The following is a 15,208-nucleotide window of genomic DNA, read 5'->3' on the forward strand; positions in this document are numbered from 1 at the left end:
TGATGCTGCCTGAATGAATGTGAGAACGCCATGGTAATGCCCCGTCCTTCACTCTCCAGCCTTCCCCTGCCTTCTGCTGGTGGCAGCCGGTCTTCGGCGGCCATGTCCGCTGGGAGGGGCGCCGTGCGCTCTTCATCGGGCGGGAAAGGCTTTGCCGGAGTTCTGGCAGGGCAGACACCGTCCGATCATGACGGGGCGGATGTGCCGTCTTCTGATCAGGACCAGCCCAAGGCGGCCGCCTCTCATACAGGCGGGACGGATGGGACAGATCGTGGAGACAGGTCGCAGGGCAGGTCATCTGCTCCGGCCGCCGGGGCTCACGATGATCAGACGGCTTCTTCTCCCGCCGACAGGGGGGACGGAGCGGACGGGTCGCAGAAGGCCGATACATCCGCAAAGGCAGCGCCTCATGCTGACCGGCAGATGACAGGGGATCAGTCGTCCCAGAATGGGGTAGCGCCAGAGGGGCTGGCCACGCAGAGTCTGTCTCTGGCAGCGTTCATGGCGTCCCCTCAGGTGTCTATGGTCACGATGGAAGCGGGACAGCCCCAGTCTGGCCCGGCGGGTGGTGGGACGGCCACGGCCATGCCGTCTTCCAGCCTTGGGCAGATGACCGGCGGGCGGAGTGATGCCGGAGTGGCAGCGCTTGCGGGGCTGGGTACGGTTCCGGCTGGTGGTGAGGCTTCCATGGCGTCAGCTCATGCTACGGCCAGTGCCACAGCCATTTCCTCTTTCTCATCCATGGAGCATCTTTCCCAGGCTTCTGCTGCGGCGGGCACTGCTGGAAGTTCTGCCATGGTTTCGACATCGGATCTGATGCGCCTCGTCAGCAGGTCCGGTGATACGGCGTCTTCTCATGGGCAGGATACCGGGGTGCGTGATGACGTGTCGTCCCGTCATGCTGCCGCCGGACGGATGATGGATGCAGCCCTGCTGGCCCGGCAGTCCACACAGGTTCCCACAATGGTGAATGCCGCCACACAGGGCCCGAAAGACAGGGCACTGTCGGCTGTGCAGGCGATGAATTTCCAGTCCGGCATGGCGGGTGTCCTGTTCGGTCCGTCTTCCATGGCAGGAAACACGGTGACTGCCTCCCGGCAGGGGGATTTGCGCAGCGGGCCTGAGGGCCAGACAACAGACAGTCTGTTCAGCCTTATGGTGAAGGCTTCGTCTGGAGAATCGGAGGCGTTTTCTGCTGGTCATGGCGACCAGGGCGCTTCCGGTGAGGGGCAGGACATGCCCGGGCATGAGAGTGCCGGGGTGACGGGAGGCTCTGGTGGGGATGGCGGGCAGGAGGTGCAGGGCAGCCTGTCGTCCTTCGCTGGCCTTGTGACATCCTCCGAGGGGCACATCATCCAGCCGGAAACCCGTGGCGTGACAGCGGGCGTGACATCGCATGAAGCACGGCAGGCCGCTGCAGAAACAGGTCTTTCTGCCCTTCAGACAGGTGGTTCCGCAGCTGGTGTGCTGGCAGGGCGGGCGACTGCCGGGCAGGCTGGGACGCTGACCATGACCGTCATGACAGCGGATTCAACGCCGGTTCATGTGCAGCTGGACCGCTCCGCAGCAGGTCTGTCGGCCCTTTCCTTGCAGGGGCAGGATGATGGCACGACCGAGGCCCTTCAGAAAACACATCATGTTCTGGCCAGAGAGCTGGATGAGGCAGGCCTTCATGCCAGCCTGATGAAGATTGATGTCCTGCCTGCCGATGCCGGCCATATGGCCGGAGGCCAGGAGCAGAACATGCCGCAGCATCAGTGGCAGGGGGGGCATCAGTCTTCAGGGCAGCAGGCCGGTGCCTTTTTCTCTGGAGGGGAAGGCGGCAGCTCCCAGGAACAGCGCTCCCGCTCGGGAGATGATGTGTCTGCTCCAGCCCGGCAGGAACCGTCTCTTCAGGCAGAGGAGAGCGCCGTCACCCCCGCCACGGTCAGGCCCGCACGGATGGGCCATCTCAATATTTCAGTCTGACATGCATCATCTCGGAAGGAGAACCACATGGTGAATTCACTGTCTTCCAACAATCTTCTGGCCTTGCAGCAGGCGACAGACAGCGCCGCCCGCAGTGGGGCAGCGTCTCTCTCCGGCGCCGGGCAGAGCGGGTCATCCGCAGGGACCACGGAAGGTGCCTTTGCCTCGATGGCAAAGAATGAAAACAACTTCCTGACCCTTCTGACAGCCCAGCTGAAGCATCAGGACCCCAGTAGCCCGATGAATACGGAGAACATGGCAGCCCAGCTGGCGCAGTTCTCCAGTGTGGAGCAGCAGGTCCAGACAAACAGCAACCTCAACACCCTCATTTCTCTGAATGAGACAGCCCAGTTGACGCAGGACAAGGGGCTGGTCGGGCGGCAGGTCAGTGCTTCCGGGTCCACGCTGCCCCTGCAGTCCGGTTCGGCTGGTCTGTCCTTCCAGGCAGGAGCGGGCCAGATGGTTGGCATTTCCGTGGCCAACAGTGCCGGGCAGGTGGTCTATCACGACGTGGTGCGGGCGGATGGCGGCCAGACATCCTGGAACTGGGATGGCAAGGACGACAATGGCACGACCCTCAGTGATGGGGCCTATAGCGTGGCGGTGAAGAGTGTGGACAGCCGGGGCAATACGGCTGACGTGCCCTTTGCCGTGCGTGGCACGGTCACGGGGATGAAGAAGACCAGCACGGGCATGAATGTCATGATGGGTGGGGCTGAGGTTCCGCTCTCCAGCGTGCAGGCCACAAGCTGAACCACGCCTGATGATGCATGAACAGGGCAGGCAGCCACGACGTATTGGCTGCCTGCCGGATGGAACGGGAGGTTGTGAGGGAGCATGTATCAGAACAACGCCATGAATGCTTATCGTATGGCGGCCAGTTCGTCTCTGTCGGACAGGGAAGCGGATGCGGAATGTTTCCGCAGGCTGATTGCCATGCTGGAAAGCGTGGCCCATGAGACGGATGTCATCACGCGGAATCAGGTCATCGCGAAGAATCAGCGTCTCTGGTCGCTCATCCAGCGTGCCAATGCGGTGGAAGCTGGCATGGTCGAGACGGAAGACAGGCTTCTTTTTGCCCGGATGGCCGATCAGGCTCAGAAGTATGGCATACGGGCCATGCTGGACCCCACGCTCAGCCTTGCTCCCCTCATAGAGACAGCCCGCAACGTGCTGGACGGGCTGGAAATGGCCATTCAGGAGGGCTGAAACGCCTTCCCGCCCTTCAGAGCGGATTGGTGAAAAAGACTGGCAGTGGCCTGCCCTCGGCGAGATGGTCGTCCATGATCTGGCAGGCCGCAAGAGCCTCACCAATGGTGACATCCATGTCCAGATAACGGTAGGTCCCCAGCCGCCCGAGGAAAGAGACGTTTCGGGCAGTCATGGCCGTGCGGACATAGCGGTCCAGCATGGCTGTCTCGCCTGCCAGCCTTATGGGGTAATAGGGGGCATCTTCCGGCCCGGCCAGGCGGCTATATTCACGGAAGCAGACTGTCCTGCTGAAGCGTGCGGCCTCCCAGGGGGCGAAGTGCTTGTGCTCGCTGATGCGGGTATAGGGGATGGATTCGTCGCAGTAATTGATGACCGCCGTCCCCTGATAGTCACCTTTCGCATCGATTCGTTCAAAATTCAGCGTGCGATAGCCAAGACGGCCATGGCAGAAGCTGAAATAGCGGTCCAGCGGGCCAGTATAGAGTGTATGGTCCATGCTGTTGCAGGACTGGAATGTTTCGAAAGACGTGTTCAGCCGTACGGTGATGCGGGGATGGGTGAGAATCGTTTCGATCAGGGTGGTATAGCCTTCCACCGGAATGCCCTGATAGGGATGACTGAAATAGTTGTCATCGTAATTGAAGCGTACCGGCAGTCTCTTCAGGATGGCGGCGGGAAGGTTCGCCGGGGGCAGGCCCCACTGTTTGGTCGTGTAACCTTTGAAGAAGGCCTCATAGAGGGCAGGGCCGATCATGTGCAGGGCCTGCTCCTCGAAATTGCGGGGTGAAGCCATGTCCTGCACGGCCTGCTGCCGGATGAATTCCCGGGCTTCTGCGGGCTGCATGGTCTTGCCGAAAAACTGGTTGATGGTCAGCAGGGTGATGGGAAGGGTGTAAACCCGCCCCTGGCTGATGGCCTTGACCCGATTGATGTAGGGGGCAAACCGTCCGAAGCGCTGCACATACTGCCAGACCGTTTCCTGTGCGGTATGGAAGATATGGGGCCCATAATGGTGAAGCATGATGCCCGTCTGCGGGTCCCGGGCTGTATGGCAGTTGCCACCATTGTGTGGGCGTTCATCAATGACAGTGATGCGGTGGCCTCGCTCAGCCAGATGACGGGCCGTGACCGCCCCGCTGAATCCGGCACCGACGATACAGAAATGCATGGCAGGCTGGTCTCAGGGGCCAGTACAGTTCTGGTCTATGCAGCTCCGGCTTGGTGGGGCTGGCGGATAGGGCAGGCCGGGATAGGGGGCCTGGGTCTGGATGTAGGTGTTCCATGGCATGAAGCCGGGTTCGTCCCAGCCATTCTGGCGGGAGTAACGGGGTGTCTGGTACGTTCCCCAGAGCGGCGCTGCCCACGGTGCCGGTATGCCCTGCTGGCGGTACTGGTCCTGCTGCCATGTGCCGGAAAAGGATGGCGGCGGCGGTGGGGGCGGTGGCAGATGGGTGAATTCCCCGGTGGGCGGCGGCGGAGGAGGGGGCGGGCTGAGCAGGTATTCACTGCCGCCGTAGAATCCCTGGGCTCTGGCAGGCAGGATGCCCCCGCCGGCCAGGGCAAGAAGAATGATGGCAATGGATGGACAGTGCAAACGGGTCATCTCACGGTTCCTGCATCATGTGGCCACTTTGCTGGCAGCCAGTCTATGACCTTCTCATGTCATGATAGCTTAGAAAGTATTAAATGCTGGGAAATCATGGTGTTATTTTTGTTCTGGCCTTTTGTGATGGTTATGTGATGCTTACTGTGAGTGCTGTTTAATATATATTTAACGATAGTAATGTATATGGGCGCTCCGGTTATCTTTGCACGCAAAGACTTCTGGCTGGTTTTGCTGATTTCTGTGACATGATCGACCTATGTACCGTGTTCTTGGCAACGTGATATGAGGACAAGGTCTGCCATGACAAAACTTTGGAGAAGGATTACCTGATGCCTCGTATAGCTGGTTCTTCCTGTCCTGCGGAAACCGAGGGACGTATGAAGGATTTTCTTGCCGATATACGTGCGCTTGCTGAAGGGAGCATGGTGGATTCAGCTGACCGGCAGGGCAGAAGGCTGAGACGCTGCGGCCCTCCGGCCATGTGTGTTGCAGGGTATGAGCAGGACAGGGGCCTTTATGAGCGGGCTCTGGATGCTGGGCTGGGGCTGGCAGGCATGGTGGCCTTCAGTGTGGATGGCATGGGGGGATGACCTTGTATTTGCCTTTGTGAGTGGCATCATCCCTGTTTGGGGGTGAATGGTCATGGGAGGCTACTTTTTTCAATCTGTTACGGGGAGACCTGCCGGGGGATTGTTCCGGCAGGTCTTATTTTTTTAAAGGCCATTTTCGGAAAATGTTCATATGGCCATTTTTTTGGCTTTTTCCGGCAGTATGGTCATGACTGTCCGATTGATGGGCATTGTCTGTTTGAAATAGGATCGTATTGATCTTATTAATGTGATGGCCTTATGAAAGGTCTTGTAGGCAAGGCTGCAACAATCATTTAATGTGGCGTTAAGGAATAGGCCGGAGAAGGGAGTGGGATATGACATCACAACCAGCCAGTACGTTTATTGAAAAAGGGATTGGGCGCCTGCTGTCACGGTTTCAGCAGGAGTTTTCTCCTTCCCAGACATTAAGCGATATTGTTGGGCAGGCAGAGCGTCTGCGTGGGATGACAGAAACCTTGCTGGAACTGTCCCACCATTATCCGGACCGGGCGGGTGCCGTGCTGCATGTCCTTTCTGGCCTTGCAGATGTCGGTATCATCCATGACATGGCCAGTGCCGCAGATGAGATTGCCATCATTGCCCGCAAGATGGAGGCTGGGCTGGCGTCGGAGAAGCGGGAAGGCAGCCATTCTTTTGCCGGTTTTTCCGCTCTGGCTGCACAGCATGAAGGCCACGGTGTGAACGGGTTTGGCGGTCATTTCGTGCAGGGCATGTCCCCGGAAGTGAAAGAAAAGCCCGGCCAGTGGATCGCAAGCCGTGATGAACCTTACTGTGCCCCGGAAGAATCCATTTTCAGTGACGAGATCATCTGTCTGCATTGTGGTGGGGCCTTCAGCATGCTGAAGCGCCATATCGAGCGGCAGCATCGCCAGAGTCCGGATGGCTATCGTGTCTATTGGGGGCTGTCCCCGGATTATCCCATGGCCTGTGAGAGCTATTCGGCCATGAAGAAGCTGGAGGCCTCCAGGACCGGTCTTGGCCATTATGACCGCAAGAAGAAAGGCCGCTCCCGCATCAAGGCATGAGGATGCCACGCCAGGGCCATGCAGAAAGGGCGCAGGGGGATGAACCCTCTGCGCCCTTTTCCTGTGTGAAGTCTTGCAGATGTTACTGCTTCATGGCGATGGTCTGCTGGAGCAGATTGTCTGCCGTCGTGACGGTTTTCGTATTGGCGCTGTAGGCTTCCTGCGCCACGATGAGGGCAGAAAGATCGCCTGTCAGGTTTGTTGTGGAGGATTCCACATACCCGACGGCGAGTGAGCCCGTTCCATTTTCGCCAACAAAACCGGTCTTGGGTGTGCCAGACCGTGCCGTGGCCAGATAGGCCTGACCATCGACGGCCTGAAGCCCGTTGACGTTGTTGAAATTCGTCAGAGCCACCTTGCCGATCAGCTGGCTGTAACCGTTGTCGAACTGCGCCATGACAGAACCATCGCTTTCAATCTCCGCACCCTTGTAGGTCCCGGAGGTGATGCTGTCGTTGCTCAGGGCACTGGTATCGGCTCCGGTGGAAGTGCCGGTTGTCAGAGAAGCGTTGGAAAGGTCCAGGCTGTAGCTGCTGCCATTGATGGTCAGATTTGCCGTGACCGGGCTGCCCTTGCTGACAGGCTGGCCATCAAAGCTCTGCATCGTGCCATCCTTGTTGAAGATGACGGAATGGGCTTTGTCCATCTGCACGGCAGAGGAGGCGGAGCCGTCATAGGGATTTACAGCCTGCACGGACCATGTGGGCGGGGAGGCGGCTGTCTGTGTCCATTTCACGGCAACAGGCGTGTTGGTGGCCGTGCCGTTCTTGTCCGTGCTGCTTACCGTCAGGGGGGAGCTCATGTAGCTCTGTCGGCTGTCGGTGGTGGTGCCGAGCGTGGTGGCCGGCATGGTGAGTTTCGTGCCGGAAAGGGTGAGGGGGTTGGCCTGGTTGGTTGCAGCCGAATTGTTGGATGTCACCATGGTCGTACCGCTGGTTCCGCCAATCGTGCCGAGAGAGAGCGTCATGGTCTGCTCTTCATTGTTGGCGTAATGGGCGGTGACGGGGATTTCCGCAGCGGATCCCGCCGTGGTGGAGCCAACGGCCTTGCCTGTCTGCATGTCGGTGATGGAGGCCAGGGAGCCGGAATGGTCGAAAGCGACCTGGTAGCTGTTCGGAGAGACGGTCCCGTTGCCATCAGCATCATAGGCAGAGACGGTCCAGATGAGCGGATTGGTGTCGCTCTCCTGCCACTGCACGGCGATCTTGTGTGGATTGGAGCTGGAGTCGTATGTCGTGGTGGGAGCGGTGGTATAGCTCTGCGGCGTGTAGTTTGTGGAATCGGCCGGCAGCTTCCCGACGGCCGCATTCAGTGTCATGGTTGTTGTGGCCGTGGGCTTGAAGCCGATGTTGCTGACATTGATGGGTGTGAGGGTATTGTTCAGCGTACCGGTGGAATCTGCCATGTAGCCATCAAGGTAATAGCCTGATGTGTTGACCAGATAGCCTTTCTTGTCCTGCTGGAAGTCGCCATTCCTCGTGTAGAATTTCTGTTCGGAGAAGTTGGTGACACCGGCATTGGCCGTCCCGGCGCCTGTCGGCTTGGAGGTGACGAACATCCCACTGCCGGAAATGTCCATGGCCAGACCATTGGTGCTGCTGGTGGCTGTGCCGGAATTGTCGACATGCTGGACAGTAATGGCCTGGACAGTGTTGGATTCCGCCTGCGAGGCGGAATTGCCGGTGATGTTGCCGGCCACGAAGTCGGCAAAGGATGTCGTGTCGGCCTTGTAGCCGACGGTCTGGCTGTTGGCGATGTTGTTGCTCAGGTTGGTAAAGGCGTCTGACTGGGCATTGATGCCGCTGACAGCCGTCGTAAGTGCATTGAACACACCGGACATGATTCTATCCTTGTCTGTGACCTGATGATTAAGGCTATTTGTAGGCAAACCCTAGAAAACGCTTTTTATAAAAGCAAATATAACCTGCTTATTTCATGAACAGGCTGTTAAAGCCAGGAAGGACCTGCTTCTGCAGGGCGTGCTGCACGGGCACCAGGGGTTTTGAGCCGTACGACGTAGGCAATGATGGTGGCGACAGGTTTCCAGAATTCTTCGGGGATTTCACTGTCCAGCGGCAAGGCATGCAGGGCCCGTGCCAGTGGCGGGTTGGACATGACAGGAATCTTCGCCTCCCGGGCGATGTCACGGATGCGGAACGCCAGTTCGTCCGTTCCCTTGGCAACGATCTGCGGAGCCGTCCCGTCATGCTGGTCATAGCGTATGGCAACTGCATAATGGGTCGGGTTGACCACGATGACCGTGGCTTCCTGCACGGCTTTTTTCATGTGGCGGCGGGAGCGGCTCAGCCGGAGCTGCCGGAGGCGGGCTTTCATCTGCGGGTCACCCTCGCTCTGCTTCATCTCATCCTTGATGTCCTGAAGGCTCATCCGCAGTTTGGAAAAGCGGTGATAGCGGGACCAGACCTCATCCAGCCCGGTGATGATGCACTGTATGGCCAGCACCATGAAACCTGCGTAGATGAACCATGACTTCATGGCGTTGACGAGCTGCCAGGTTGTCCATCGTTCTGTCTGTGGGGCCAGAGACACGGTCTGAAGGGCAACCTTGTAGAGAATCAGGCTGAATACGGTGATCTTGGCAATGGTCTTGAGCAGCTCGATCAGATTATTGAGGCCGACAATCCGCTTGATGCCTTTCAGGGGAGAAAGACGGCTGATATCCGGCTTCAGGGCGGCGGGGCGGAAGAGGAACCCTGTCTGGAGCACGCCGCCCATCAGGATGGCGCAGGCCCCTGTGCCCATGAGCGGGGCGATGAGGTGCAGGCCCGCCATGATGGCGTGGAGGGTGAAACCATACAGGGCAGCCGGGTCGTTGGGGACAAGGCCGAAATTGAGAAGAAGGCCGTTCATCTCATGCATGAACTGGCGTGCCGAGGCCGGAATGCTCAGGGCGAATACGAGGAGAAACGTCCCCAGGGCCACAAGGATCAGCAGTTCCTTGGACTGGGCAACATTGCCTTCCTCACGGGCTTTCTGGAGGCGCTTTTCTGTTGGGGCTTGTGACTTTTCACCACCGCCACTGCCATTCTCTTCCGCCATGGGAGGTCAGACCGGAGGACTGGCGGGAGCGATGAGACCTGGCAGGGTGGAGAGGTGGAGCTGCATCTTTTCGGCCCATGTGCCTGTCAGAATCTGGATCAGCAGGGCCAGGAGCAGGATGCCTCCCAGAATCTGGGCCGGAATGGCCAGGGAATAGACCTGTATGGAGGGCATGAGGCGGTTCAGCACGCCCAGCATGGCTGGCCAGAGGGTGCCCAACAGCAGATAGGGGGCTGCCAGCTGCATGGCAATGAGAAAGCTGGTGCTGACAGCCCGTGTCATGTCGGTGGCCATGTCTCCGACGATCATGGCTGTGACATGCCCCGCCGGGAAAAGCGTGTAGGAACCGGACAGCGCCAGCAGGGGCAGGGCGTACAGACCGGTGGAAAAGAGAATGATGGGTGCCAGAGCGCTTGTCATGTGGCTGACGGCTGTGCTGGAGGCCCCAAGCTGGCTGTCTGTCTGGATGACACTGGCCATGCCGGTGAAGACGGCAATGATCTGCCCGGCAATGGCAAGCGACATGGTCAGCAGCCGGGCCAGCATCCCGAGGAAGAAGCCACAGAGGAGCTCCCCGGCAATCAGTCGGAGAGCCATGGCGGGCATCCGCAGGGCCTCCCCTGACACGGCTACCAGGCGCTGCTGGAGGACGGGCAGAAGCGCCAGCGTGATTACCAGGCAGAGGCCGGCCCGTACCCGTGCTGGTGCTCCGCTTTCACCCAGCCCTGGTGCCAGCATGACAACCGCACTGACACGGCAGAGAATGATGGCAAACATGCCCGTCAGTACGGCCAGCGATCCGTGAGGGGCAGCGAGGTCAGGCGAGCCGAAAAAGTCGGAGAGGGACAGCATTCACACTCCCCCGGCCTTGATGAGCTGGTCGAAGATCATTTCCGCATAGGCATGGATGGTGGCATGCATGAAGGAAGCTGTCAGGATCAGCGTGGCCATGGCGGCGATGAATTTCGGCACGAAGGACAGCGTGGCCTCACTGACCTGTGTCATGGCCTGGAACAGTGAAACACAGAGCCCGGCCAGGAGGGACGCCAGAAGAGAAGGAGCTCCCAGCTTGACAGCAACCAGCAGTGTCTGACGCAGGATCTCCTGAACATCAACAGCGTGACCCATGGGTGTCCTCCTGTTTCCTGCCGTGCCGGTCAGACGGACATCCGCATGACATCCTGATAGGCGCTGACAAAGCGGTCCCGCAGGGTGGTGACCGTCTGGAGTGTCAGTTTGGCTTCTTCGACAGAGGCGACGACATCGGACATGTTGCCTTTGCCGGAAAGTGCCTGGGCGGTCTGGCTCTCGGCGACCTTGCCTGTGTTGATGGCACCCCGGATGGCGTTGTCCAGCACGTGGCTGAAGCTGGAAACGGCATCGGTGCTTTCTGTTTCGTCGGCAGGGCCTGCGCTGGCGGGGCTGCTGGTCTGGCTGAGCTGCTGTGCCCGGCCATAGGCCTGCCCGGCATCGAAGCTCTGTGCTGCGGAACTGGCAATGCTGGATAGGGACATGGGCTGGTTATGGCCTCCTTTCCGTCATGGGTATGATGGTGGCCTGTTTGTAATAGCCATTTCGGCATAACGCCATGTTTTTTCTTTTAACAGAAGGTTTATGTAAGGTTATTTTCATATATACGTCTGCAAATGGCTTTGTTTTTCCTTCTGTATTCGGTATCAGAATGGCCATCTGAGTGTTGCAGAATGAAATATCAGGGAGAAAAGAATCATGTCAGACGCATCAGTGGCTTCCGAAATCGCTTCAGCCATGCGGGTCAAGACAGCCCAGCAGGCCAATGAGATGCGTAAAGCTGCCATGTCGGAGAAGGCAGGCCGTGTGCAGGTTTCTTCCCAGCGCAGCAATGGGGCGGAGGCCTCCATGCAGTTCGATGCTACGGGTCAGGTCGTGCCCAGTGCCAAAGGAGTCCGTAAAAACTCTGCCACGGCCAGCTTCGTCAATCTTCTGGCCTGATGGCCGGTCATGTCATGCGGGGAGGTCTCCGCTCTGCGTGAAAATAGGGGATGCGGGAACGGATCAAGGAGCATGAAGGGGTGCAGCACCATGCTATGCGCTGTTCATAAGGCTGTCTCTAAAGCCATGGCAGGCGATGGAATCTGGCGCAGGGCCGGCTGTGGTGTTGCCGGTCTCATCATGCTGGGTGGGCCTGTGGTGGGCAGCCAGATGTGGCTGTCGGGTACGGCGCTGGCTGCGCAGGGGCCCGCCAGGACGTCTTCACCCTTCATGGATGAGGCCTCGGCTGGAGCTGGTCCGTCACACTCTCAGCCAGCATCGGAGCACAGGCAGTCCCAGGCGAATCCCCATCATGGCCATCCCCGTCCCGTTTCTCCGCATCATCAGGTGCGGGGGCGCCCTGCCGTGCCGCCGCCCCTGCAGGTGCAGGACCATGTGAAAGCAGGCGATCCGCTTTTGCAGGGGGTTCCTGCGGGGTGGGGGGCGCATGTGCTTGGTGTTGGCGCTGCCCAGGGTGGGGCGCCCCCGCAGAAAACACCTCCAGAGGCGCTTTCAGCTGATCACAGGGCGGAGCACAGGGATCAGTCCCTTCATCAATTTTTACAGGCGGAGGGGCGTGAGGCAGATGCTGCAAAACCGGGGCTGGCTGTGCCTTCCCAGCCAGCGGGAAACGAACCGGCTGTATCTGCGCCGTCCCGCAACAGGATTCTGATTCCCGTGCCCGGGCAGATGGGCATTGCGGCTTATCAGAGTGGAGACCGCTTCATCATTCTGGTGGATGCCCGTCAGCCCATGGATGTCTCTGCCCTGCGTGGGGATGGCATGTTCAGTCGCCTGGGTGTGACAACCCTGCCTGACCTGACAATGATCAGCCTGCCAGTGCCTGATACGCGCCAGCTTTACCTTTCCCAGCAGAGTGATGGATGGGTGCTAGGGGATCAGCCACCGCCGGGCATGGATTATACGGACAGGCCGGAGATCACGCCCCGGTTACGGGGGGATGGCCTCCTGTTCCCCATGCGGCGGCCGGGACGTGTCTTTTCCATCAAGGACCCGGCATCAGGCACGTCTCTGGTCGTGGGGACCACGACACTGGATGATGGCGGCCTGCTCTCCCTGCGCAAGGGCAGGGATTATGATGTCTGGCCTTCCATGGAAGGCGTGGTGATTGCCCAGCATGAGCCGCCGCAGGTGGTCATGCGGGCCATCATGCAGGGAGACCTGCTCCAGCGGGCTGATGACCGCCCTCTGGCTGATATGGACCGGGCCGTTTACGCCAGTGATGTGGACCTGAACTGGCTTGGCCTGAAACATCTTGCCGCTCCACAGGCGCAGGAGCGTTATCGTCAGGCTCTTGTGGCGGCAGCGGATTCATCTCCTGGTGAACGTTTTGGCAAACGGCTGGACGCAGCCCGTGCTGCTCTGGGTGTTGGTGCCTTCCCCGATGCACGGGCCATCATGGATGTCGCTCTGGAAGATGACCCGGAAGAAGCTTTCCGGCCGGATGTAAGATTTTTTCTGGCGGCGACTGACCTGCTGGCGGGCCGGATGAAAGGTGCGGCCCAGCTGATGCAGGAATGGCCGGAGCAGGCCATGCGGGCCACAAAACTGTGGCAGGGCCTGTATGAGGCTGCCGCCGGGGGGAATGACGCCGAGGCGGCCCGGCTGCTGGCCCGGGACATGCCACGTCTGCTGAATTATCCGGAGCCGTTGCGGGCGTCTCTGCTGCCCATGGCGGCGGAACTCATTGCCCGCCGTGGCACGCCAGCGGATCGCAAGGCGCTGGATTCCCTGCCAGAGGGCAGTGAATTCCGTTTCATTCAGGCCGTGCGTGCTCTGCGGGATGGGGATGAGAAGAAGGCCACCAGCCTGCTGGAGGCCCTCTCTGTGGATCATGACCCTGTCATTGCCGAGAAGGCGATGGAAGAGGGTGTGGCCCTGAGCCTGCGGGACGGGCACCTCCCGGCAGAAAAAGCGGCCCGGCAATATGCGTCGCTTTTGCCAGATGCCCGGCTGTCTGGTCGTGATGGGATTGTCAACATGCTGCGGGCTGGGGCCGATATACGGGCCCATCAGTGGGAAGCTGCTCTTCAGGCGCTGGATCAGGCCCGTCAGGCCGCACCGCCTCATGATGAAGCAAGGATGCAGGCCCTGCTGTCCGCAGCGCTGTCGGGCGTTGTTCAGGGGCTGCCCGGGCCTGATGGTGGTGGGTCGCAGAATGAGGCCACCCTGCTGCATGAAGCCGCCCTGTTGAAGGCGCACATGCAGGATCTCCCGGCCAGCGCAAAGAAGGGCAACCTGCTGTTGGCCTATGGGCGGCTGCTTGGCCGGCTGGGGCTGGAGGAACAGGCCGGGAATGCCATGAACACGGCCATTCCCATGATGACAGACCCGCAGGACCGGGCTGCTGCCGGGGATGCCTTGGCCGAGAATGAGATCAGACGGGGGCAGCTGGACAAGGCCTCGGCCACATTGGCGGATACGGGTGGGGCGTCCCTGCCCCCACAGGAAACGGCACGCCGGACCCGTCTCATGGCCAGCATGGCGGCTGCCTCGGGCAAGCCGGAGGTCGCCCTGTATCTTCTGGGAGCGGATCAGGACCCGCAGGCAGCGGACATACGGGCCCATATCCATGAGAATCGGGAAGAATGGTCTCCTGCCGTGGCGGATCTGCGCAGCATGGTGATGCAGCTTCTGCCACCGCAGGGAGACATGACGGTGTCCCAGCAGCTTCTTGCCCTGCGGCTGGCATCGGATGCTTCCCGGGCCGGAGATGCAGGTGCGCTGGAGTGGATACGCAATCGTGTGGGGGATCGGCCTTTTGAGGGTGATGCCGGACGGATGTTCCGTCTTCTTGTATCGGCCCAGCAGGCACAGTGAGCGCATGAGGAAGGAGTGACGTGGGATGAGTGTGACACATACGGGCGGGACGGACCTTCTGAACCTGGCCGAGCGGCGGATGAGCTGGCTCCAGAATCGTGAATCCGTGCTGGCGGGCAACGTCGCCAATGCCAACACGCCTCATTACAGCCCGAAGGATGTTTCGCCGTTTCAGGGTGTTCTGGAGACTGCCCATGCCGTGGCGCTGACGCGTACACAGCCGGGGCACATGCTGGGGCCTGCGGGGGAAACACATGCCCGCAGGCAGGGCGGTCGGGCCTCGCTGGATGGCAACCGTGTGGTGCTGGAGGACGAGCTGGGGAAAATCGCCCAGACGAGTGATCAGCAGCGTTTCGCCACTACCGTATATGGCCGGTACATGGGGCTTTACGGCATGGCCCTTGGCGGTAGTGGCCAGTAAGTCGTGGTGCGGTAAAGGAGAGAGGAGGAGAGGATGGATTTTTCCGACACGATTGGTGTTTCAGCGGCCGGGATGAGAGCACAGACAGCCCGCCTGCGGGTTGCTGCCGAGAATCTTGCCAATGCGGAGACGACGGGCGCATCGCCCGGGGCTGACCCGTATCGCCGCAAGACAGTGACATTCCGGGAAGCACTGGACCGTGCGAGTGGTGTTTCCAGTGTGTCGATCCGCTCTGTCGGGGAGGATCAGTCCGACTTCCAGATGCGGTATGACCCGGCCCATCCGGCGGCCAATGAACAGGGCTATGTGAAGATGCCAAATGTCAGCTCCATCGTGGAGATCATGGACAGTCACGATGCCCAGCACTCTTACGAGGCCAATCTCAATACGATGCAGGTGACCCGGTCCATGCTGGCACGGGCCATCAATCTGATGAAGGATTGAGGAAGAACGC

General features: G+C 59.9%; 16 protein-coding genes. 9 read left to right on the forward strand and 7 right to left on the reverse strand.

Annotation, left to right across the window (positions count from 1 at the left end; genetic code table 11):
* Positions 1-30: 30 nt before the first annotated feature.
* The 3 genes from DTJ15_RS06240 (at position 31) to DTJ15_RS06250 (ending at position 3,177) form a co-directional block, all read left to right on the forward strand.
* The gene (locus DTJ15_RS06240) at positions 31-1,968 is read left to right on the forward strand and encodes a hypothetical protein (RefSeq protein ID WP_249109665.1); all 1,938 of its coding nucleotides are present in this window, start codon (positions 31-33) and stop codon (positions 1,966-1,968) included.
* Between the two features lie 27 nt (positions 1,969-1,995).
* Positions 1,996-2,721, forward strand: coding sequence for a flagellar hook assembly protein FlgD (locus tag DTJ15_RS06245; protein WP_043558182.1), 726 nt, complete (start codon positions 1,996-1,998; stop codon positions 2,719-2,721).
* A 102-nt stretch (positions 2,722-2,823) separates the two neighbouring features.
* Complete coding sequence (locus DTJ15_RS06250) at positions 2,824-3,177, forward strand: flagellar biosynthesis regulator FlaF (RefSeq protein WP_052348933.1); 354 nt, start codon at positions 2,824-2,826, stop codon at positions 3,175-3,177.
* Between the two features lie 16 nt (positions 3,178-3,193).
* Here the strand turns inward: DTJ15_RS06250 and glf are convergent, their stop codons facing one another.
* Positions 3,194-4,348, reverse strand: a complete 1,155-nt coding sequence (gene glf / locus DTJ15_RS06255; RefSeq protein ID WP_043558188.1) for a UDP-galactopyranose mutase — start codon at positions 4,346-4,348, stop codon at positions 3,194-3,196.
* Positions 4,349-4,360: 12 nt separating this feature from the next.
* Complete coding sequence (locus DTJ15_RS06260; protein ID WP_043558192.1) at positions 4,361-4,783, reverse strand: hypothetical protein; 423 nt, start codon at positions 4,781-4,783, stop codon at positions 4,361-4,363.
* A gap of 380 nt (positions 4,784-5,163) precedes the next feature.
* Here DTJ15_RS06260 and DTJ15_RS06265 point away from each other — a divergent pair, with 380 nt between their 5' ends.
* Positions 5,164-5,376, forward strand: coding sequence for a hypothetical protein (locus DTJ15_RS06265; RefSeq protein ID WP_103807252.1), 213 nt, complete (start codon positions 5,164-5,166; stop codon positions 5,374-5,376).
* Positions 5,377-5,711: 335 nt separating this feature from the next.
* Positions 5,712-6,422, forward strand: coding sequence for a MucR family transcriptional regulator (locus DTJ15_RS06270; RefSeq protein WP_103765243.1), 711 nt, complete (start codon positions 5,712-5,714; stop codon positions 6,420-6,422).
* Between the two features lie 82 nt (positions 6,423-6,504).
* Here DTJ15_RS06270 and DTJ15_RS06275 read toward each other — a convergent pair whose 3' ends face one another.
* The 5 genes from DTJ15_RS06275 to fliE all read right to left on the reverse strand — a co-directional run bounded on the left by DTJ15_RS06275 (position 6,505) and on the right by fliE (position 10,996).
* Positions 6,505-8,262, reverse strand: a complete 1,758-nt coding sequence (locus DTJ15_RS06275; RefSeq protein WP_043558197.1) for a flagellar hook-basal body complex protein — start codon at positions 8,260-8,262, stop codon at positions 6,505-6,507.
* Between the two features lie 107 nt (positions 8,263-8,369).
* The gene (locus DTJ15_RS06280; RefSeq protein WP_249109666.1) at positions 8,370-9,482 is read right to left on the reverse strand and encodes a flagellar biosynthesis protein FlhB; all 1,113 of its coding nucleotides are present in this window, start codon (positions 9,480-9,482) and stop codon (positions 8,370-8,372) included.
* 6 nt (positions 9,483-9,488) lie between these two features.
* Positions 9,489-10,334 (reverse strand): flagellar biosynthetic protein FliR, encoded by an 846-nt coding sequence (locus tag DTJ15_RS06285; protein WP_227449682.1) that lies wholly within the window; start codon positions 10,332-10,334, stop codon positions 9,489-9,491.
* Positions 10,335-10,610, reverse strand: coding sequence for an EscS/YscS/HrcS family type III secretion system export apparatus protein (locus DTJ15_RS06290; protein WP_043558202.1), 276 nt, complete (start codon positions 10,608-10,610; stop codon positions 10,335-10,337).
* Between the two features lie 29 nt (positions 10,611-10,639).
* Positions 10,640-10,996, reverse strand: a complete 357-nt coding sequence (fliE, locus tag DTJ15_RS06295; protein ID WP_043558205.1) for a flagellar hook-basal body complex protein FliE — start codon at positions 10,994-10,996, stop codon at positions 10,640-10,642.
* A gap of 214 nt (positions 10,997-11,210) precedes the next feature.
* Between fliE and DTJ15_RS06300 the strand changes: the two genes are divergently transcribed.
* The 4 genes from DTJ15_RS06300 to flgC all read left to right on the forward strand — a co-directional run bounded on the left by DTJ15_RS06300 (position 11,211) and on the right by flgC (position 15,198).
* Positions 11,211-11,453: a hypothetical protein gene (locus DTJ15_RS06300; RefSeq protein ID WP_081562777.1), complete on the forward strand. Its 243-nt coding sequence runs from the start codon at positions 11,211-11,213 to the stop codon at positions 11,451-11,453.
* A 126-nt stretch (positions 11,454-11,579) separates the two neighbouring features.
* Positions 11,580-14,333 (forward strand): hypothetical protein, encoded by a 2,754-nt coding sequence (locus tag DTJ15_RS06305; RefSeq protein ID WP_249089583.1) that lies wholly within the window; start codon positions 11,580-11,582, stop codon positions 14,331-14,333.
* 25 nt (positions 14,334-14,358) lie between these two features.
* Positions 14,359-14,754: a flagellar basal body protein gene (locus tag DTJ15_RS06310; protein ID WP_043558209.1), complete on the forward strand. Its 396-nt coding sequence runs from the start codon at positions 14,359-14,361 to the stop codon at positions 14,752-14,754.
* Positions 14,755-14,787: 33 nt separating this feature from the next.
* Positions 14,788-15,198: a flagellar basal body rod protein FlgC gene (gene flgC, locus DTJ15_RS06315; RefSeq protein ID WP_043558212.1), complete on the forward strand. Its 411-nt coding sequence runs from the start codon at positions 14,788-14,790 to the stop codon at positions 15,196-15,198.
* The last annotated feature ends 10 nt before the right edge of the window (positions 15,199-15,208 follow it).

The sequence above is a fragment of the Parasaccharibacter sp. TMW 2.1891 genome, assembly GCF_023337675.1.
GTDB classification, from domain to species: Bacteria; Pseudomonadota; Alphaproteobacteria; order Acetobacterales; family Acetobacteraceae; genus Bombella; species Bombella apis.

What these genes read in the sequence shown, in the direction of transcription:
- DTJ15_RS06240 (WP_249109665.1), top strand. Translation starts at nt 31, where the DNA reads ATGGTAATGCCCCGTCCTTCACTCTCCAGCCTTCCCCTGCCTTCTGCT.
- DTJ15_RS06245 (WP_043558182.1), top strand. Translation starts at nt 1,996, where the DNA reads ATGGTGAATTCACTGTCTTCCAACAATCTTCTGGCCTTGCAGCAGGCG.
- DTJ15_RS06250 (WP_052348933.1), top strand. Translation starts at nt 2,824, where the DNA reads ATGAATGCTTATCGTATGGCGGCCAGTTCGTCTCTGTCGGACAGGGAA.
- glf (WP_043558188.1), bottom strand. Translation starts at nt 4,348, where the DNA reads ATGCATTTCTGTATCGTCGGTGCCGGATTCAGCGGGGCGGTCACGGCC.
- DTJ15_RS06260 (WP_043558192.1), bottom strand. Translation starts at nt 4,783, where the DNA reads ATGACCCGTTTGCACTGTCCATCCATTGCCATCATTCTTCTTGCCCTG.
- DTJ15_RS06265 (WP_103807252.1), top strand. Translation starts at nt 5,164, where the DNA reads ATGAAGGATTTTCTTGCCGATATACGTGCGCTTGCTGAAGGGAGCATG.
- DTJ15_RS06270 (WP_103765243.1), top strand. Translation starts at nt 5,712, where the DNA reads ATGACATCACAACCAGCCAGTACGTTTATTGAAAAAGGGATTGGGCGC.
- DTJ15_RS06275 (WP_043558197.1), bottom strand. Translation starts at nt 8,262, where the DNA reads ATGTCCGGTGTGTTCAATGCACTTACGACGGCTGTCAGCGGCATCAAT.
- DTJ15_RS06280 (WP_249109666.1), bottom strand. Translation starts at nt 9,482, where the DNA reads ATGGCGGAAGAGAATGGCAGTGGCGGTGGTGAAAAGTCACAAGCCCCA.
- DTJ15_RS06285 (WP_227449682.1), bottom strand. Translation starts at nt 10,334, where the DNA reads ATGCTGTCCCTCTCCGACTTTTTCGGCTCGCCTGACCTCGCTGCCCCT.
- DTJ15_RS06290 (WP_043558202.1), bottom strand. Translation starts at nt 10,610, where the DNA reads ATGGGTCACGCTGTTGATGTTCAGGAGATCCTGCGTCAGACACTGCTG.
- fliE (WP_043558205.1), bottom strand. Translation starts at nt 10,996, where the DNA reads ATGTCCCTATCCAGCATTGCCAGTTCCGCAGCACAGAGCTTCGATGCC.
- DTJ15_RS06300 (WP_081562777.1), top strand. Translation starts at nt 11,211, where the DNA reads ATGTCAGACGCATCAGTGGCTTCCGAAATCGCTTCAGCCATGCGGGTC.
- DTJ15_RS06305 (WP_249089583.1), top strand. Translation starts at nt 11,580, where the DNA reads ATGGCAGGCGATGGAATCTGGCGCAGGGCCGGCTGTGGTGTTGCCGGT.
- DTJ15_RS06310 (WP_043558209.1), top strand. Translation starts at nt 14,359, where the DNA reads ATGAGTGTGACACATACGGGCGGGACGGACCTTCTGAACCTGGCCGAG.
- flgC (WP_043558212.1), top strand. Translation starts at nt 14,788, where the DNA reads ATGGATTTTTCCGACACGATTGGTGTTTCAGCGGCCGGGATGAGAGCA.